The sequence below is a fragment of the Sphingobium sp. GW821-FHT02B05 genome (assembly GCF_059421905.1).
The window spans coordinates 1,039,242-1,055,328 of sequence record NZ_JBWKVW010000001.1 but is presented as its reverse complement, the minus strand read 5'-3'; the positions used below and the strand labels follow the sequence as shown (position 1 = coordinate 1,055,328).

The following is a 16,087-nucleotide window of genomic DNA, read 5'->3' as shown; positions in this document are numbered from 1 at the left end:
AGCCCTTGGAAAGCAGCCGCTGGTCGCAGGCGCGGTGGCTCATCCTCGCGCCCCATCCCGATGACGAGACTTTGGGTGCCGGGGCGCTGATAGCCTATAGCGCGGCCCATGATCGACTTGGTGGGATCGTATTTCTGACGGATGGAACCGGATCACATCCTGACGGGACGCCGCGCGTCGCCATGACCCGACGCAGGGAGGCTCGCCATGCGATCGGCAGGATGGGCGCTGCGACTATCCCGACGACCTGGATGGGTTGGCGCGATGCCCATCCCCATCCTGTCGACAGCAAGGCGTTTGCGCGAGGCGCCGATCAGCTCGCAACCCTGATCCGCTGGCGCCGGATCGACGCCATTGCCGTATCCGACCGTAGCGAAGCGCATTGCGACCATGTTGCGGCCTATCACCTGGCTGAAACCGCTCTGCGAAAAGCCAAGCGGCCTGTCGCCTTGTTCGCCTATCATGTGTGGAGCGAAGTGCCGCATGGCGGTCGGCATATCGCTACCCCGACCATGGCTCCAGCGCGACGCCTGCACGCACTGCGAGCACACCGCAGCCAGATGTCGCCGACCCTGGGTGATGGCTTTAGGCTTCCCCGCGAAAAATTCCGCATGGCCGCACGAGATATACTGACATTGAGGAGGGGATGACGATGACCGGTGCCAGCCTGAAAGCCAGGTATTTCGACGACATATTTTCGTCAGACGATGATCCATGGAATCTGGCGGCAAGCGAATATGAGGCCGCCAAGTTCGCGCACACCCATCATGTGCTCGCTGATCGTCGATATGCCCATGCACTGGAGGTTGGATGCGCCCATGGCGTTCTTACCAGCCATGTTGCCCCTCTTTGCGACAGCCTGCTGGCGATAGATATCAGCACCAAGGCCTTGGCCAAGGCCCGGGACCGGGTTGGCGACCGTCCCGGCATAACGCTCGCCCGGATGGCGTTTCCAAAAGAGGCACCGGATGATGGACTTTTTGACCTCGTAGTCCTTTCCGAGGTGGCCTATTATTGGGATCTGGTTGATCTCGACCGTGCAAACGAGTGGCTGCGAGACGGTGTGGGGCCCGGCGGCCGCATCATTCTCGTCCATTATACAGGACAGACCGATTATCCCCATAGCGGCGATGATGCGGTCGAGGCCCTGTGGTCGGAATTGCAGTCGAGTTTCGAGGTTGAGCAGGCAGAACGCCGGGAAACATATCGGCTCGATCTGTGGAAACGATGCTGATGGGAGTTTCCGTCCTCACCATTGTCCGCAATCGCAGCGCGCATTTGGCGCAGCTTGTAGAAGGGCTTCGGCGCAGCGAACGCAAGCCTGATGAACTCATCGTCGTTGATATGAGTGATGAGCCGGTTGGGATGGGACCAGCCAGCTTTCCGGTCCGCATCGATCGCTTCGAAACAGACGGGCTGCCGCTCGCAGCTGCCCGCAATCGTGCAGCATCACTCGCGAGCCAGGACATGCTGATGTTCCTTGACGTCGATTGCATTCCGATGCGCGATTGCGTTGGTCTCTTGTCTGACACGCTGTCCAACCATGATGCCATCCTATGTGCCGATGTTCGCTATTTGGGACCACATTCCGCGCGCGGATGCTGGGATGAAGCGGATTTAATGGCTAACGGCCTCGCGCATCCGGTGCGTTCTTTTCCTGACCATGGAGTTAGGGAGGAGGCAAATCCGGGGCTGTTCTGGTCACTCGCCTTCGCGCTTCGCCGATCGACTTTCGAAGCGTTGGGCGGGTTTGACGCGGGATTCACCGGCTATGGGGCCGAAGACACCGATTTCGGGTTCAGGGCTGCTGAAAGTGGCTTTAAGCTGTTGTTCGTCGGTCAGGCGATCGCCTGTCACCAATATCATGATAGCTATGAACCGCCCGTACAGCATGTCGCTGACATTGTGCGTAATGCGATACGGTTCCGAGCACGTTGGGAGCGATGGCCGATGGAGGGCTGGCTCGAAGCATTTGCCCGCATCGGATTGGTGGCTTGGTGTGGGGACAGGCTGGAACTGCTTCGGTTGCCGACGCATGCTGAAATAGCGGCGTCCAGGGTCGAGCCGACAGGTTGGCTCAGGCCTGACGAGGTGCAGATAGAGAATGGCATCGGGACGCAGGAGCCGTTCGGTGCAGAAAAGCGACAAAGCCTGGATGAAAGCCGGATTTGATTTCCGGATCTTACCGATCACGCCGATGCCAGCAAGCCGGCGCCCCTTGATATTATCGACTGAAGATCTCTGCCAACAGAAGGCAACTGGATCAACGAGGCGAGAAGCAGCGCCCGATCAATTGCAACGGCATCGGCGAGCAGGCCGAATTTGCCAACCTCCGTATCTCCGCCGCCCAGGGAATCTTACGAACCGCGTTTACGCGGGAAAGACGATAGCGCTGGAAATTGGGCATTGCAGGCCCGCCGCGCAATCATTTCGACCATTGAAATTTGATCCCGATAATATGGCTGCCCGGTAGCTACGGAGAATGCAACATAGGTTAAACGGATCGTTAACTTTGTGTTTGATCTTCTGATTTACAGCTTTTGTTCGTTCCCGGAGATCCACCATGAAGCGCCTTCTTTATATCAGCACGGCACGCTCTTCCCTGAGCCAGACCGAACTCCATGAGCTCCTGGAAAAATCACGAAAGGCAAATGTCGCTGCGGATGTGACCGGGTTACTCGTGGTAGGCGGGCGTCGTTTTTTGCAGGTCCTCGAAGGTCCCGAGGAAGCTGTACTGGCAACCTACGAGCGGATCACGCGCGATCCGCGTCATTTCGCACTGGTCAAGCTACACGACAAAGAGGTCGCCAACAGGTCGTTCGCGTCATGGGCGATGGGGTTTGAACAGGGCGGCATAGCCTCAGTAGCGGGATCATTGGAAGAACAGGTAGAAGCCATCGTAGCGCCGATTGCCGATCCGACTTTACGTGCATATTTCCTGGGCTTCGCCAAAACTCACGCATCGGCATAAATGCCTATCACGCAGCGGGCTACCAATTTCATCCGCCTATCTGTGGCCGATCAGCTGTTGAAGCTATGTTTCGGTTTCAAAGCTGGAGCGGCCCGAATATTCTCAGACCGCTGTAGCCTAGCTATTTTCGTCAAATCGCCCCGTGCTGCCGCCCAATGGCGTTCCTGCTTGCTCTCGCCAGCTACTCAGGCCGCGGCGGTTTGTGCGATGGAATGGCCATCGACCTTCTGGAGGAGGAAGACACAATCCTCGAACGTCGCTGCTGCCACATGTGTTTGCTGCCCGTCGGTATGACGAAGACTGAGCTCCCACAGCATGTCGCTGCCGACACATTGCTCGCGCGCCTTGTCGCTCTCAAACAGGATTTTTTCGCCCATGCGTTCGCGATCGAGCAAGTGCCGCGCGACAGTCGTGCGCATATCGCGATGGGCGTTGCAGTGCAGCTCGATTGTATCGACGCGGGCAGCGAACCATTCCAGTGTTCGGGACTCAAATACCACGAGCATCTCCAATTACGGCCGGGGAAGGGGCCCCCACGAAGACGCATGATTCAAGCGGTTGTTCCGCATTTATTCCGTAACTTTATCGAGGTTAATCAGAAAGGGATCGGACGCGAATATCTCGCGCGCCAGGAGAGGTTCTTCAAGCCGCAGACAGGTGTCCTGCCAGAAGGAAGCGGGAGGAAGGTCGCCATGCGCGATCACGGGCGCCGCGGCGCGAATGACGACGGCGCATGTGAGCCGGCTTTTTTCATGCATCCGGGTGAAGGCCAGAATATTGCCGGCACGCGGCCCTTCGACGGGCACGGGCTCATAGCTGCCAGCTGCAAACAGCGAGGCATTGTCGCGGCGCATCGTCAGCAGCCGACGAACGAGGTTGAACTTGGGATCGCCGGGCCTGTCGTTCTGACCGAGCAGCACCTGTCGGTGCTGATAATCGACGCTCCGCCGATTGTCCGGATCGACGAGGCTGAGGTCAGGCAATTCGCATCCCTGATAAATGTCCGGGACACCTGGCAAGCAGAATTTTAGCACAGTCTGCGCCAGACTATCGGTTCTGGCGGCTGGCGCTATCTGCCTGACAAAGCGCTCAAAATCGTCCGTGAAGCCCGGATCGCCCAGCAAACTATCGACAAGGCCCGCCGCGTCCCGTTCATAATCCAGTTTGGGCGCCTCCCAGCTTGAGCGCAGGCGCGCTTCCCTCAGCGATTTCAGTTGCCACGCCTGGATGCGGCTGAGAAAGCCTGCTTCGTCCATTTGCTCAGGCCAGGCGCCCAGCATGGTCTGGAAAAGCTGATACCGGTCGGCCGGATGGACGCAGGCACCATGACCTTCGGCCATATGGCTCCAGCGCTCGACGCATTGCCGCCACAGATCGGGTATGCTGCTCAGGACCGCGATCCTTGCACGGCTGTCCTCGCCACGCTTGTGGTCGTGCGTCGCGGTCGCGAGCAAAGCTGCAGGAAAATCCCGTGCGCGCTCCATCGCCCTATGGTGAAATTCGACCGGCGGGATTGCAAACTGTTCGGGCACCGAGCCGACCTCATTGGCCGACAGCAGAGGGGCGCGGCGATAGAAGGCGGTATCTTCCACGCCCTTCGCCGCGATGGGTGCGGACAGCTGCTGGAACCGGCGCACGGCTTCGGCGGCCAGGTCAGGATCGCCCGGGCCATCGCCGGCAAGCCATGCCAGGATCTGCCGCGCGACAGGTTCCTCGCCGGGGGGGAGCAGAGACTGGACGGCCTCCCACGCCTCGGTTCGTGCTGGCTCATCGCCTGACGGCGCGGAACGTCCGTCGCCATAGGTGCGATAGACAGGAAAGACCTGAAGCAGGCAGGTAATCGCGCGGCGCAGCATGGCGGCCGTGAGCCCCTCCACTGCTGGTTCGTCGGTGCTTTGCGCGAGCGTCTCGAATGCAAGGACGCAGGCACCAAGCTGCGCCTCGAACTGCCATTGGAGCATATCGCGCCTGGCATTGCGAAGGACCGTCTGCGTGTCGGATTGGTCCGGGTCGAGAGAGGCCCACAATTCGGCAAGCGGCGCTTCGCCCGCTGGTTCGTGGAGCAGCGCCATGACATCGCGCATGAAGTCATAGCCAGTGCTGCCATCGACGCCCCAATCGGTCGCCAGAGTCTCGTTGGCACCCAGTATCTTTTCAACGAGGATCGGGGCGCCGGGGCGGATGGCATCCATTCGGCTACGCAGCTGGCGGCAATAGCCGGCCGGGTCGGTCAGTCCATCGACATGATCGATCCGCAGACCGTCGATCAGCCCTTCGTCATAGAGGCGAAAATAGAGCGCGTGGGTCGCTTCGAACACAGATGGATCCTCGACCCTCACGCCAGCAAGCTCGTTGATCGAGAAGAAGCGACGCCAGTTCAGCCGATCATTGGCCGCGCGCCAGTGCAGGAGCAAATAATGCTGCGCCCGTGCGATCGTAGCGACGTCCCCGTCCTGTGGCCCGTCGGGGCGCAACGGCAGCTTCTGTTCGCCATAGAGAAGGAGATGCGGCTCGCCATGCGATCCCAAAATCAGATCGCCATGCGCAAAGACGTCTGCCAAGGGTTCTCCCAGAATGGGAAGGACAAGCGGCCCGTTCCAGTCGAGATCGAAATAACGGGCGAACGGACTGGCGCGGCCATGGCGCAGCACATCGTTCCACCATGGGTTCTCACCACCTGCGACGCCCATGTGATTGGGAACGATGTCGACGATGATGCCCATGTCATGGGCGCGCAGGGCAGCGACGAGACTGCGAAAGCCGTCTTCGCCGCCCAGTTCCGGATTTATGCAGGTGGGATCGACAACGTCATAGCCATGGGTCGATCCGCGTCGGGCGGTCGTGATGGGGGAGGCGTAGAGATGGCTGATGCCAAGCTCCGCCAAATAGGGGACGATCGCCTCGGCCGCCGCGAACGGAAAATCGCCGGTCAGTTGTACCCTGTAGGTTGCGCGAGGCGTCATGCGGAATCCTTTTGTCTCGCGCCCGCATTCGGGCGAGCTTTTACCAGGGATGCGATGCGCCGCTTCACGTCGGGTCGGGCCAGGAGCGCATCGACGGGGGCGGGGAGGCGACGACGCCAGTTCGGATGCTCGACCGTGGTGCCCGGAAGATTGGGCTGATCGGCAAGGCCGACCAGGTCCTCCATGGGCACCAGCAGCAGTGGCGCGCGGGACATGGCCAGAAAGGCCAGGGCCTGGTCGATGACGGGCGCCGGATCATCGTCGGCGGGTTGCGGCTTGCCCGCCCCTATCGCCGCCCACAAGGCACGGCGCGCCTCCGCTCGCTCGCCTGGCGTTTCTCCGCCACGATCGAGCATGCTGTTCCATTCCAGATCGCGTCCGGTCCACCAGCCCGCTATCGTCGCTACATCATGGGTGCCGCTCATGGCGATGGAGGTGTCAGGGTAGCTGGAGCCGGCCAGGAACGCACTCTCATCGCGGGCGAAAGGCAGCACCGTCATGCCGTAGATACAAGCAGCTTCGAGCGCCTCGCTAAAGCCGGGCGGCCGGGTGCCCAGATCCTCCGCGATGACGATGGCGCCGGCGCGCCAGGCTTCGATCTTGAGCAGGCGAAGCATGTTGGCGAAGGGATAGGCGAGATAGGCGCCCTCGGATGCCGGGCGCCCCTTGGGTATCACCCAGAGCCTTTGGAGGCCGAATGCGTGATCGATCCGGATGCCCCCACCTTGCGGCAGGTTGGCGCGCAGCATGGCGATGAAAGGCGCAAATCCTCGTTCGGCAAGGCCTTGGGGACTGTAGCTGGTAAGGCCCCAGTCCTGGCCCTGCGGCCCGAGCGGGTCGGGCGGTGCTCCGATGCTCAATCCTTGAAGAAAAGCGCCCGGATCGTCGCAGGCTTCCGCTCCGAGCGGATCGACGCCCACCGCAAGGTCGGCAATGAGGCCAATAGCCATGCCGGCTTGCCGCGCGGCGCATTGCACGCTTTCCAGCCCAGCGCGAGCCTTCTCCTGGAGGAAGCGCTCGAACGCGGGCGCGTCGTTCTTGTCATCGGCGCTGAGATCGAATTCCGCGCGTAGGGCGGCAAGTTTGGCAGGGCCGGCGACCTCCCAGTCGATCAAGTCGCAGGGCGCTGCGACGCCGGGACGGTCGGCCGGTGCCAGCAGGGGATTAAGCGCGACGCGGCTGGACGGCGAATAGGGCGCGAAGCGTTCGGGTTCGGTCAGCGACTGGGCGTGCACCGGGCTGAGCGCGATGGCGTCGGCGCCGCAGGCTCCAAGCCTTGCAACGGCATCGGCGAGCAAACCAAAATCGCCAAAGTCGGTGTTTTCCCCGCGCAGGGAGGGTATCTGAATGGTGACGCCCCAGATGCGCTCATCGATGGCGCTACAGCGCGCAGGCGCGACTGCGAGCAGGATTGTGCCATCATCATAGTCGGCCTGATAGTAGCCGGGCCGGGACAGGCCCTTATCGATGTCGAATTCGATAGGCTCTCCCGTCTCGCAACGGAGGGCAAGCGCGCCTTCGGGCAAGGGCAGCGGCTCGCCGCAATCGACCGAGACGAAGGAGGGGCGGCCCGAATGCCGTTCGTGCAATGCCGCGCGTGCTACGGTGATCGTCGCGTCGTCACTGGCCGGAGATCCAAGTGCCGCGAGGATCGCGCGCAAGCTCTCGTCGCTCACGACCTGTTCCCGGCCTTCCGCATCGGTCCAGAGGCGTGCGATACCGGCTTCCTGCGCCAACCGGTGGAGCAACGGGATCACGGCTCCTCGATCCAGCCGGTGCAGGAGGCCGCTGCTCCCGCTTGCCCGGTCGCGAAGAAGGGCGCCGCCTGAAGGGGCGCGGCGACGGCCGTGTCGCCCAGATTGACAAGGATGGTGAGAATGCGGCCGTCTCCGAGCGTCCATGAAGCCTGCACGGCTGCCATGGACAATGCGCATGCCCCGATCGCGCGGGCGCCTGCGATGCCGGGACCGATCCGCTCGCGGCGAAGCGTCAGCAGCGACTGGTAGAAGGCGCGCCATTCGCCGGCGTCGCTCCCTTCGACCACGCTTGCCATCTCGAACGTGTCCAGCGCATTGGGATCGGGAATATGCGCGCACGCCTCCTCGCTGGCGAAGGCGGCGAAGCCCTTGAACTCGCGCCGCCTTCCTTCGCGCACGGCGTCGGCCAGATCGTCATGGAAGTCGGTGAAGAAGAGGAACGGGCTTCTGGCGCCGACCTCCTCTCCCATGAACAGCAAGGGGATTTGCGGCATCAGCAGCAGAAGCGCTGTTGCCGCCTTCAGCCGTTCGGTCGAGGTGAGCGCGATCAGCCGTTCGCCAAGCGCGCGGTTTCCGGTCTGGTCATGGTTTTGCAGGAAGGCGATGAATGCGGTGGGGGGCAGATGGGCGCTCGGGGTGCCGCGCGGCTTGCCCTTCTGGTGGGGCGAAGGCTCACCCTGATAGATGAACCCTTCTGACAGGCAGCGGACGAGCTTTTGCGCCGGGCTCTGCGCAAAATCCTCATAATAGGCGTCCGTCTCGCCGGTAAGGAGGACGTGCATGACATTGTGGAAATCATCGTTCCACTGTGCATCATAGCGCCCCGGTCCCAGGCGCGCGGCATCGTTGCGCTCATTTTCCAGCATGAGGTGGATATGGCGACCCGGCGTCGCCGCGCGGATTTCGCATGCGAGGGCGTCGAGGAAGTCGTCATTATCGATTGCATGAACCGCGTCGAAGCGCAGCCCGTCAAAACCATAGTCGTTGAGCCACATCAGCGCATTCTCGCGAAAGTAGCTTGCGATCTGCGGTCGATCTACCGCGACCGAGCCGCCCCAGGGCGTGTGCCGTTCTGCATGGAAGAAGGCACTCGCATAGGTACCCAGATAATTGCCGTCGGGCCCGAAATGATTATAGACGACGTCGAGGAAAATCATGAGATCAAGGCTGTGGGCGGCGTCGACGAGCACGCACAGCTCGTCCGGATTGCCATAGGCCTCCGCCGGTGCAAAGGGCAGCACGCCGTCATAGCCCCAGTTGCGCGTGCCACTAAAGGCGTTCACCGGCATCAATTGGATCGCGGTTATCCCGATCGCCTGCAAGGCGGGGAGCCGGTCCGCCACCGCTGCAAAGCCGCCGAACAGGCCGACATGCAGCTCGTAGATGACGGTTTCTTCCCATGGCCGGCCTGTCCAGCCGGACGTGCGCGGCGATCGGGGCGATACCACGCTCCAGCCATGGACACCGCCCGACTGCCTGCGGGATGCCGGATCGGGAACGGTAAGGTCCGGGTCCAGGCGAAAGCGGTAGCGGGTCCCCGCATCCGCCCGTGCGTCGATGCCGAACCAGCCATCCTCCTCGCGCACCATGGGAAGCGCGGCCTCGCCCGCGATTTCCAGGGAAACGCTCGCTCTGTCCGGCGCCCAAAGGGCAAAGCGCCATCGCCCGTCACCCAGATCGGTCGGCCCCCAGTGCGTCACGACGCCGGCCTCTCGCCAAGCCAGGAGATCAACACGGCGCTATGTCCCTCGACGCGATATTGGTCGCCGATCGCAAAGGGAGAAAGGTCGTGCCGCGCGCTGTCGATCAGCACTTCGCGCGGCGCGGACGGAGCGGGAAGGATGAATTCGATTGCGTCCTCACTCGCGTTGAGAAGCAGCGTCAGCGCCTCTACCCGTCCGTCATCGCGCAGTACCGCCCGCCGCATCACCAGGGCGCGCCCTTCCGGATTGTTCCAGTCATCTGCCGTCAGCTGCTTGCCGCGCTCATCCCACCATTCGATGTCGTTGATCCCGAACCCCGGCGAATCCTGGCCATAAAGGAAGGTTGGGGCGCGCAGGACGGGATGCGCCTTGCGCAGCGCGATCAGCCGCGCGGTGAAGTCGAACAGGGCCTTGCCTTCCTCGCCCTCCATCATCGACCAGTCGAGCCAGCTGATGCCATTATCCTGGCAATAAGCATTGTTGTTGCCGCTTTGGGTACGGCCGAACTCGTCGCCGGCCACGAGCATTGGCGTGCCGAGCGAGGCGAGCAAGGTGGTAAGCATGGCGCGGCGGACCCGGAACCTTTTGTCTATGACGGCGGGATCGTCGGTTGCCCCTTCGGCGCCCCAGTTGCGCGAGAGATTATTGTCATGGCCGTCGCGATTATCTTCGCCATTGGCCTCATTGTGCCGCTCTTCATAGGAAACGAGGTCGGCAAGTGTGTAGCCGTCATGGCTGGTAAGGAAATTGACACTCGCCCAGGGGCGGCGGGCGCGACGATCGAACAGGTCGCCCGAGCCTGAAAGTCGCGCCGCCAGATCGGCCCGCTGCCCCGCATCTCCTCGCCAATAGCCGCGGGCGGTATCTCGATATTTGTCGTTCCATTCGGCAAAGCCGGGCGGGAAATTGCCGAGCTGGTACCCTCCCATGCCAACGTCCCACGGCTCGGCAATCAGTTTGAGGCGGCCGAGTATCGGATCCTGGCGCAATACGTCGAACAGCCCGGCGTTGGGGTCGAAACCATGATCGGTGCGGCCGAGCGTCAGCCCAAGGTCGAAGCGGAAACCGTCGATCCCGTAACTTGTGGCCCAATAGCGCAGTGAATCCGCCACCATCTGGATCACACGGGCATGGGTCAACTTGAAGGTGTTGCCGGTACCCGTGTCGTTGAGGCAATAGCGCGGATCGTCGGGCAGCAGCCGGTAATAGGTTGCATTGTCGATGCCGCGCCAGGACAGTGTCGGACCAAGCTCGCTACCCTCGCAGCTATGATTATAGACGACATCGAGGATTACCTCGATGCCGGCCGCGTGCAGCCGCCGCACTGCAACGCGGAGTTCGTCGTGGCTATCGCCGGAAAAATAGCTTGGTTCGGGCGCAAAAAAGCTGAGGCTGTTATAGCCCCAATAGTTTCGCAGGCCCTTTTCCAACAGGAACCTGTCCTGTGTAAAGGCGTGGATCGGCATCAGTTCGAGCGTGGTGATGCCCAGGCGCTTCATATGGTCGATGACCTTGGGGTGGGCGAGCGCGGCGAACGTGCCGCGTTCCTGCGCGGGCGCTGCCTCCAACAGTTTCGTCAGGCCCTTGGCATGGGCCTCGTAGATCACTGTCTCCGACCAGGGGACGTTGGGCCGCACGTCGCGCGACCAGTCGAAACTATCATGGGTGACGACGGCCTTGGGCATGGCGTTGGCACTGTCGCGCCGGTCAAAGCCCAAATCCTTGCGCCGGCCGCGAACAGGATAGCCGTGCAGCACATCATTCCATCGGATGCTGCCTGATAGCCGCCGCGCATAGGGATCAAGCAGCAGCTTGTTGGGGTTGAAGCGATGGCCCTGTTCAGGGGCGTAGGGACCATGGACCCTGTAACCATAGAGAAGTCCGGGCCGCGCATCGGGCAGATATCCGTGCCAGACCTCGTCGGTACATTCCGGCAGGGCCAGCCGGGCGACTTCCCTTCGGCCCCTGGGATCGAACAGGCAGAGTTCGATCCGATCGGCATTGGCGGAGAAAATCGCGAAATTTACGCCGAGCCCGTCAAAGCTCGCGCCAAGGGGATAGGGTGATCCGCCCTCTAGGCGGTCTGGATGCAGGCTCAATAGGGCTTGGTCCTGTCATGGAGGGGACGGGTAAGAACCAGCGGGTTCAGACTTTGGATTTCCGCGATCTTGTCTTGGTAAGAGCTTGTGCCGCTGCTCCGGTCGCGAGGGGAGGGGGCAGTTCGGCGAGCTTGTCCACCTGCGCCATTTCTTCGGCGGCCTGACGCCAATGTTCCTCGGCAAGCCCTTCTGGACGGCCCTGGGCCGCCCAAATGGCATGTGCCCTTTCACGAATGCGATCCTCAAGACTGTCCTGCATGAAGCCCTCCATCCCACGCCGCGATGCGCGGCGAACGATAAATGCTCAGGAAGCCCAATGGATGCGGCATTTAATGCAGATCAGTGCGTTTTTTTGCTGCGCTGCAACCGGCGCGGCTTCTGCTCGTTAAGCGGCGGCCTCTTTCCAAGGATTTGCGATGGCCCCGCGAACGCTGATTCAATTCTTTCACTGGTATTATCCCGCAGACGGTTCGCTCTGGAACGAGGTGGCGAGCGCTTCTGCCGAGCTTGCTGCCATGGGCGTGACCGATGTCTGGTTGCCACCGGCATATAAGGGCGCTTCGGGTCAGCAATCGGTGGGCTATGATAGCTATGATCTGTTCGATCTTGGCGAGTTTGATCAAAAGGGGTCGGTCGCGACCCGCTATGGGGACCGGTCCGGGTTCGAAGGTGCGACGCAGGCCCTGCGCGATGCGGGAATTGGCGTGATCCACGACGTCGTCTTCAACCACAAGATCGGCGCAGACGAGATCGAGCCTGTGCGCGTGCGCCGCACCAACCCTGATGATCGTACCCAGATCGAGGAAGAGGCCTTTGAAGCCCATGCCTGGACGCGCTTCACCTTCCCGGCGAGGCAGGGCCAATATTCCAAGTTCATCTGGGACAGTCGATGCTTCACCGGCGTCGATCATGTCGAGCAGCCCGACGAAAATGGCGTTTTCCGCCTCGTCAACGACTATGGGGATGGAGAATGGCATGATGAAGTCGATGGCGAGCACGGCAATTATGATTATCTGATGGGCGCAGACGTAGAATTTCGCAATCACGCCGTTTACGAGGAGCTGAAATATTGGGGGCGGTGGCTTGCCGAGCAGGTGCCGTGCAACGGCTTCCGGCTGGATGCCGCCAAACATATCCCCGCCTGGTTCTTCCGCGATTGGGTTGGCCATATGCGTGAGAGCGTTGATCCCGAACTGTTCGTGGTAGCTGAATATTGGCATCCCGACATGGCGGCGCTGGGCCAGTATCTTGAGCAGGTCGATCGGCAATTGATGCTGTTCGACGTGGCATTGCACCACCGCTTTCACGATGCGTCGCGCGCTGGCGGCGACTTCGACCTACGGACCCTGTTCGACGGTACGCTCGTCGCAGCCATGCCAGACCATGCAGTGACCATCGTTGGCAATCACGACACCCAACCCCTGCAAGCGCTCGAAGCGCCGGTTGAGGACTGGTTCAAGCCGCACGCCTACGCGCTGATCCTGATGCGTGAGCAGGGTACGCCCTGCCTCTTCCATCCCGACCTTTACGGCGCGCGCTACAGTGACACAGGTGGCGACGAAGAGGTGCATGACATAGTGATTGCCCCCGTCGATTGCCTGCCCCGCCTTGTCGAAGCCCGGAAGAGCTTCGCCCATGGCGCGCAGACAGATATTTTCGACGACCCGCACTGCCTTATGGTCGTGCGGCACGGCACGGACGCCCAGCCCGGCGCCGTCCTCATCCTCACGAACCGGGATGGCATGGAAAAGACGGTGGAACTGGGAAGCGGTCATGCCGACATGGTGTTCGTGGATTATCTTGGGCATTGCGATGAGGAGCGCGCCGCTGACGGGGCGGGGCAACTCACTGTGCGGGTGACACCTGGGTCGGTAAGCCTGTGGGTGCGCAAGGACGCGCTTGGCTGATCGGCAGGGTGGCCAAATCCGGCATTCCCCATCCCGCATCGGCTGCCCGCCGCACGAACCCATCGTCGTGCCAGGCGTTGTCTGGCCAGCGAACAGGTGGTCGCGCTTTGGTGGCGCCCCCAATCTTGAAGGAGATGATCGATGGCGCTCAAGGCCCTCGCAATTAACTGCACGCTCAAGGCGGATGCGTCCGAGGAGAGCTCGACCGATGCCATGATTGCGGTGCTGGCCAAGAAATTTGGCGACAGAGGGGTAACCGTCGGCGAAACGGTGCGGGTCGCATCGTTGGACATCAAGCCGGGCGTCACTTCCGATGAGGGCGAGGGCGATGACTGGCCCGCCCTTCGATCCAAGATACTGGACCATGACATATTGATTTTCGGAGGCCCCATCTGGATGGGCCAGATCAGCAGCGTCGCCAAGCGGGTGCTGGAACGGATGGACGCCTTCCTGTCCGAAACCGACGGTCAGGGACGCATGCCGAGCTATGGCAAGGTCGCGGTCGCGGCGATCGTGGGCAATGAGGATGGCGCGCATTTTTCCTCCGCCCAACTGTTTCAGGCGTTGAACGATGTAGGTTGGACGATCCCGGCGGTAGCCGCCTGCTATTGGGTCGGCGAGGCGATGGGATCGACCGATTTCAAGGATTTGAAGGAAATCCCGGACATGGTGAGCAGAACCGCAGCCATGGTTGCGGGCAATGCCGCCCATCTGGCCGGGCTGCTCCACGCCAGCCCTTATCCCGGCTGATGGCGATGGGTGATCTGGCAAGAAGATTTCGCGAGAATATCGTCCTTTACGGCGCCCTGCTGGCTAATGTCGGGATCGCCATCGCCAAATTCGTGGCGGCCGGCATCAGCGGATCGTCTTCCATGCTGACCGAGGGGGTGCATTCGCTGGTCGACAGCGGCAATCAGCTGCTGCTGCTTCATGGTCAGGCTAAGGCCAAGCGGCCGCCCGATGCGACGCATCCCTTCGGCTATGGGCGTGAGCTTTATTTCTGGGCCTTTGTGGTTGCCATTCTGATTTTCGCGGTAGGCGCCGGCGTATCTATATATGAAGGATGGCTACATATTGCCGAGCCGGAACCGTTGCGCGATCCGACCGTCAACTATGTGGTCCTTGCGATAGCCGTGCTGCTGGAAGGCACGAGCTGGGTCATTGCGGTGCGCGCGTTCAATGGGAAGCGAGGCGCCAGCAGCTGGTGGCAATCCGTCCGTCGGTCGAAGGACCCAGCCGGCTTTATCGTTCTATTTGAGGATAGTGCGGCGCTCATCGGTCTCGCAATGGCGGGCGTTGGCGTGTGGGCCAGCCATTATTTCGCAGACCCGCGCATTGACGGCGTGGCATCGATCGCGATCGGCCTTGTGCTGGCCGGGGTCGCCGTGCTGCTGGCACGGGAGGCGAAAGGCCTTCTGATCGGTGAAAGTGCAGACCCGGCGATCATTTCGGCGGTTTGGGCGATCCTTGACCGCAGGCCGCAGGTCAGCGCCGTCAATCATGTGCGCACGATCCACACGGCGCCCGACGCGGTGTTCGTCGCGATCAGCGCCGATTTCCTGGACGGCCTGTCTATGGGGGAGGCGGAAAGCCTGATCGAAGATATCGAGCAGGAGATGAAGGCGCAGGTGCCGGAACTGACATCCATCTATATCCGGCCGGAGAAACAGGCCGATGCAGTGCGGCAGGCGCGACCGGCCTGACGCCTTGCCGGCGCGCGCGCGGAGGCCGCCGTCATCGGATGCTCAATCGCTTTGTCGTGCGCCGTTAGCAAGGTCAGCACGCTGTCCGGAAGCATAGCCCTGGATATGTGCGTTTCACGCGGCGAGACCAGCGACATTTCTGCTAAAAAAGCGGTGTTGACCCATTCCATCTCAGATATTGATGGTGTTCCGTGGGTTCACATCCAAGCCGCTGGACACAGCGTACTTTCACCCTGGACCTCATGGGCGCATATAAGGTGTTTCGACGTGAAAAATGGTCGGGGAGACAGGATTCGAACCTGCGACATCCTGCTCCCAAAGCAGGCGCGCTACCAGACTGCGCTACTCCCCGACGGAAGGCGGCCTTAGCGGGGGATCGCGCGTTCCGTCAATCGCTCATCGCACCGATCAGTGAAAGAAAAGCCATAAAAGCAAAATGATCGGGATGGGCACGCCCAGCAGCCACAATAAAATGCCCTTGCCCATGTCAGTCTCTCCTTGTTCTACAAGGATCAAACCCCTGGCCGGACAGGGATGTTCCGCCGGAGCGGATATGGCCATCCGTCCGTATCGCACAAATAAAAAGGGCGAGCCGTTAAGGCCCGCCCTTCGGAAATCTCGCTAAAGCGAAGATTAGTGCGCAGCGTTCGCAGCGTTCTCGGCAACGTTGGCGGCGTTCGCAGCAACATTGGCGGCGTTCGCAGCGTTGTCGGCAGCGTTAGCGGCGTTTTCGACAACGTTTTCGACAACGGCGTTCGAAGCGTTCGCGGTTTCGTTGGCCGGCTTCTCACCGCAAGCAGCGAGGGCCATCAGGCTGGCCGAAGCGAAAACAACAGCGATCTTCTTCATTGTGTACGGCTCCCATAGCATTATGCCGCGTCTGGCACGTTACAAATGTGACCCTACGCGAGCGACCCGCATTAACGTGTGCGTTGCACAAATCAATGCTTTTCTGCGCCGGTGAGACGATGGAATCACGCGGCA

Annotated in this window: 15 protein-coding genes and 1 tRNA gene; 7 read left to right on the top strand and 9 right to left on the bottom strand. The window is 61.5% G+C overall.

Going from position 1 to position 16,087, the window contains the following annotated elements:
• Positions 1-5: 5 nt before the first annotated feature.
• The 4 genes from AC07UX_RS05270 to AC07UX_RS05255 all read left to right on the top strand — a co-directional run bounded on the left by AC07UX_RS05270 (position 6) and on the right by AC07UX_RS05255 (position 2,971).
• Positions 6-650: a PIG-L deacetylase family protein gene (locus tag AC07UX_RS05270; RefSeq protein WP_495190910.1), complete on the top strand. Its 645-nt coding sequence runs from the start codon at positions 6-8 to the stop codon at positions 648-650.
• Between the two features lie 2 nt (positions 651-652).
• Complete coding sequence (locus AC07UX_RS05265) at positions 653-1,234, top strand: SAM-dependent methyltransferase (RefSeq protein ID WP_495190909.1); 582 nt, start codon at positions 653-655, stop codon at positions 1,232-1,234.
• Positions 1,228-2,172: a glycosyltransferase family 2 protein gene (locus AC07UX_RS05260; protein ID WP_495190908.1), complete on the top strand. Its 945-nt coding sequence runs from the start codon at positions 1,228-1,230 to the stop codon at positions 2,170-2,172. The genes AC07UX_RS05265 and AC07UX_RS05260 overlap by 7 nt, the downstream gene beginning before the upstream one ends.
• A gap of 391 nt (positions 2,173-2,563) precedes the next feature.
• Complete coding sequence (locus tag AC07UX_RS05255; RefSeq protein WP_495190907.1) at positions 2,564-2,971, top strand: BLUF domain-containing protein; 408 nt, start codon at positions 2,564-2,566, stop codon at positions 2,969-2,971.
• Positions 2,972-3,156: 185 nt separating this feature from the next.
• On the opposite strand, the gene AC07UX_RS05250 is transcribed toward AC07UX_RS05255, so the two are convergent.
• The 6 genes from AC07UX_RS05250 to AC07UX_RS05225 form a co-directional block, all read right to left on the bottom strand.
• Positions 3,157-3,477: a hypothetical protein gene (locus AC07UX_RS05250; RefSeq protein WP_495190906.1), complete on the bottom strand. Its 321-nt coding sequence runs from the start codon at positions 3,475-3,477 to the stop codon at positions 3,157-3,159.
• A gap of 63 nt (positions 3,478-3,540) precedes the next feature.
• Positions 3,541-5,934, bottom strand: coding sequence for a malto-oligosyltrehalose synthase (gene treY, locus AC07UX_RS05245; RefSeq protein ID WP_495190905.1), 2,394 nt, complete (start codon positions 5,932-5,934; stop codon positions 3,541-3,543).
• Positions 5,931-7,691, bottom strand: a complete 1,761-nt coding sequence (locus AC07UX_RS05240; RefSeq protein WP_495190904.1) for a 4-alpha-glucanotransferase — start codon at positions 7,689-7,691, stop codon at positions 5,931-5,933. The genes treY and AC07UX_RS05240 overlap by 4 nt, the downstream gene beginning before the upstream one ends.
• Positions 7,688-9,391, bottom strand: a complete 1,704-nt coding sequence (gene treZ / locus AC07UX_RS05235; RefSeq protein WP_495190903.1) for a malto-oligosyltrehalose trehalohydrolase — start codon at positions 9,389-9,391, stop codon at positions 7,688-7,690. The genes AC07UX_RS05240 and treZ overlap by 4 nt, the downstream gene beginning before the upstream one ends.
• Positions 9,388-11,493, bottom strand: a complete 2,106-nt coding sequence (gene glgX, locus AC07UX_RS05230) for a glycogen debranching protein GlgX (RefSeq protein WP_495190902.1) — start codon at positions 11,491-11,493, stop codon at positions 9,388-9,390. The genes treZ and glgX overlap by 4 nt, the downstream gene beginning before the upstream one ends.
• A 46-nt stretch (positions 11,494-11,539) precedes the next feature.
• Positions 11,540-11,752: a DUF2934 domain-containing protein gene (locus AC07UX_RS05225; protein WP_495190901.1), complete on the bottom strand. Its 213-nt coding sequence runs from the start codon at positions 11,750-11,752 to the stop codon at positions 11,540-11,542.
• Between the two features lie 157 nt (positions 11,753-11,909).
• Between AC07UX_RS05225 and amyA the strand changes: the two genes are divergently transcribed.
• The 3 genes from amyA to AC07UX_RS05210 all read left to right on the top strand — a co-directional run bounded on the left by amyA (position 11,910) and on the right by AC07UX_RS05210 (position 15,103).
• Positions 11,910-13,400, top strand: coding sequence for an alpha-amylase (gene amyA, locus AC07UX_RS05220; protein WP_495190900.1), 1,491 nt, complete (start codon positions 11,910-11,912; stop codon positions 13,398-13,400).
• Positions 13,401-13,541: 141 nt separating this feature from the next.
• Complete coding sequence (locus tag AC07UX_RS05215; RefSeq protein ID WP_495190899.1) at positions 13,542-14,150, top strand: flavodoxin family protein; 609 nt, start codon at positions 13,542-13,544, stop codon at positions 14,148-14,150.
• A complete protein-coding gene (locus AC07UX_RS05210) occupies positions 14,150-15,103 on the top strand; it encodes a cation diffusion facilitator family transporter (RefSeq protein WP_495190898.1) in 954 nt (317 codons plus the stop codon). The genes AC07UX_RS05215 and AC07UX_RS05210 overlap by 1 nt, the downstream gene beginning before the upstream one ends.
• A 275-nt stretch (positions 15,104-15,378) precedes the next feature.
• On the opposite strand, the gene AC07UX_RS05205 is transcribed toward AC07UX_RS05210, so the two are convergent.
• From AC07UX_RS05205 to AC07UX_RS05195, 3 genes are all read right to left on the bottom strand, one after another.
• Positions 15,379-15,455 (bottom strand) — tRNA-Pro (locus tag AC07UX_RS05205).
• Positions 15,456-15,511: 56 nt separating this feature from the next.
• Positions 15,512-15,664 (bottom strand): hypothetical protein, encoded by a 153-nt coding sequence (locus AC07UX_RS05200; RefSeq protein ID WP_495190897.1) that lies wholly within the window; start codon positions 15,662-15,664, stop codon positions 15,512-15,514.
• Between the two features lie 72 nt (positions 15,665-15,736).
• Positions 15,737-15,952 carry a hypothetical protein gene (locus AC07UX_RS05195; protein ID WP_056684845.1) on the bottom strand — a complete coding sequence of 72 codons (216 nt, stop codon included), beginning with the start codon at positions 15,950-15,952 and terminating at the stop codon, positions 15,737-15,739.
• Positions 15,953-16,087 lie beyond the last annotated feature (135 nt).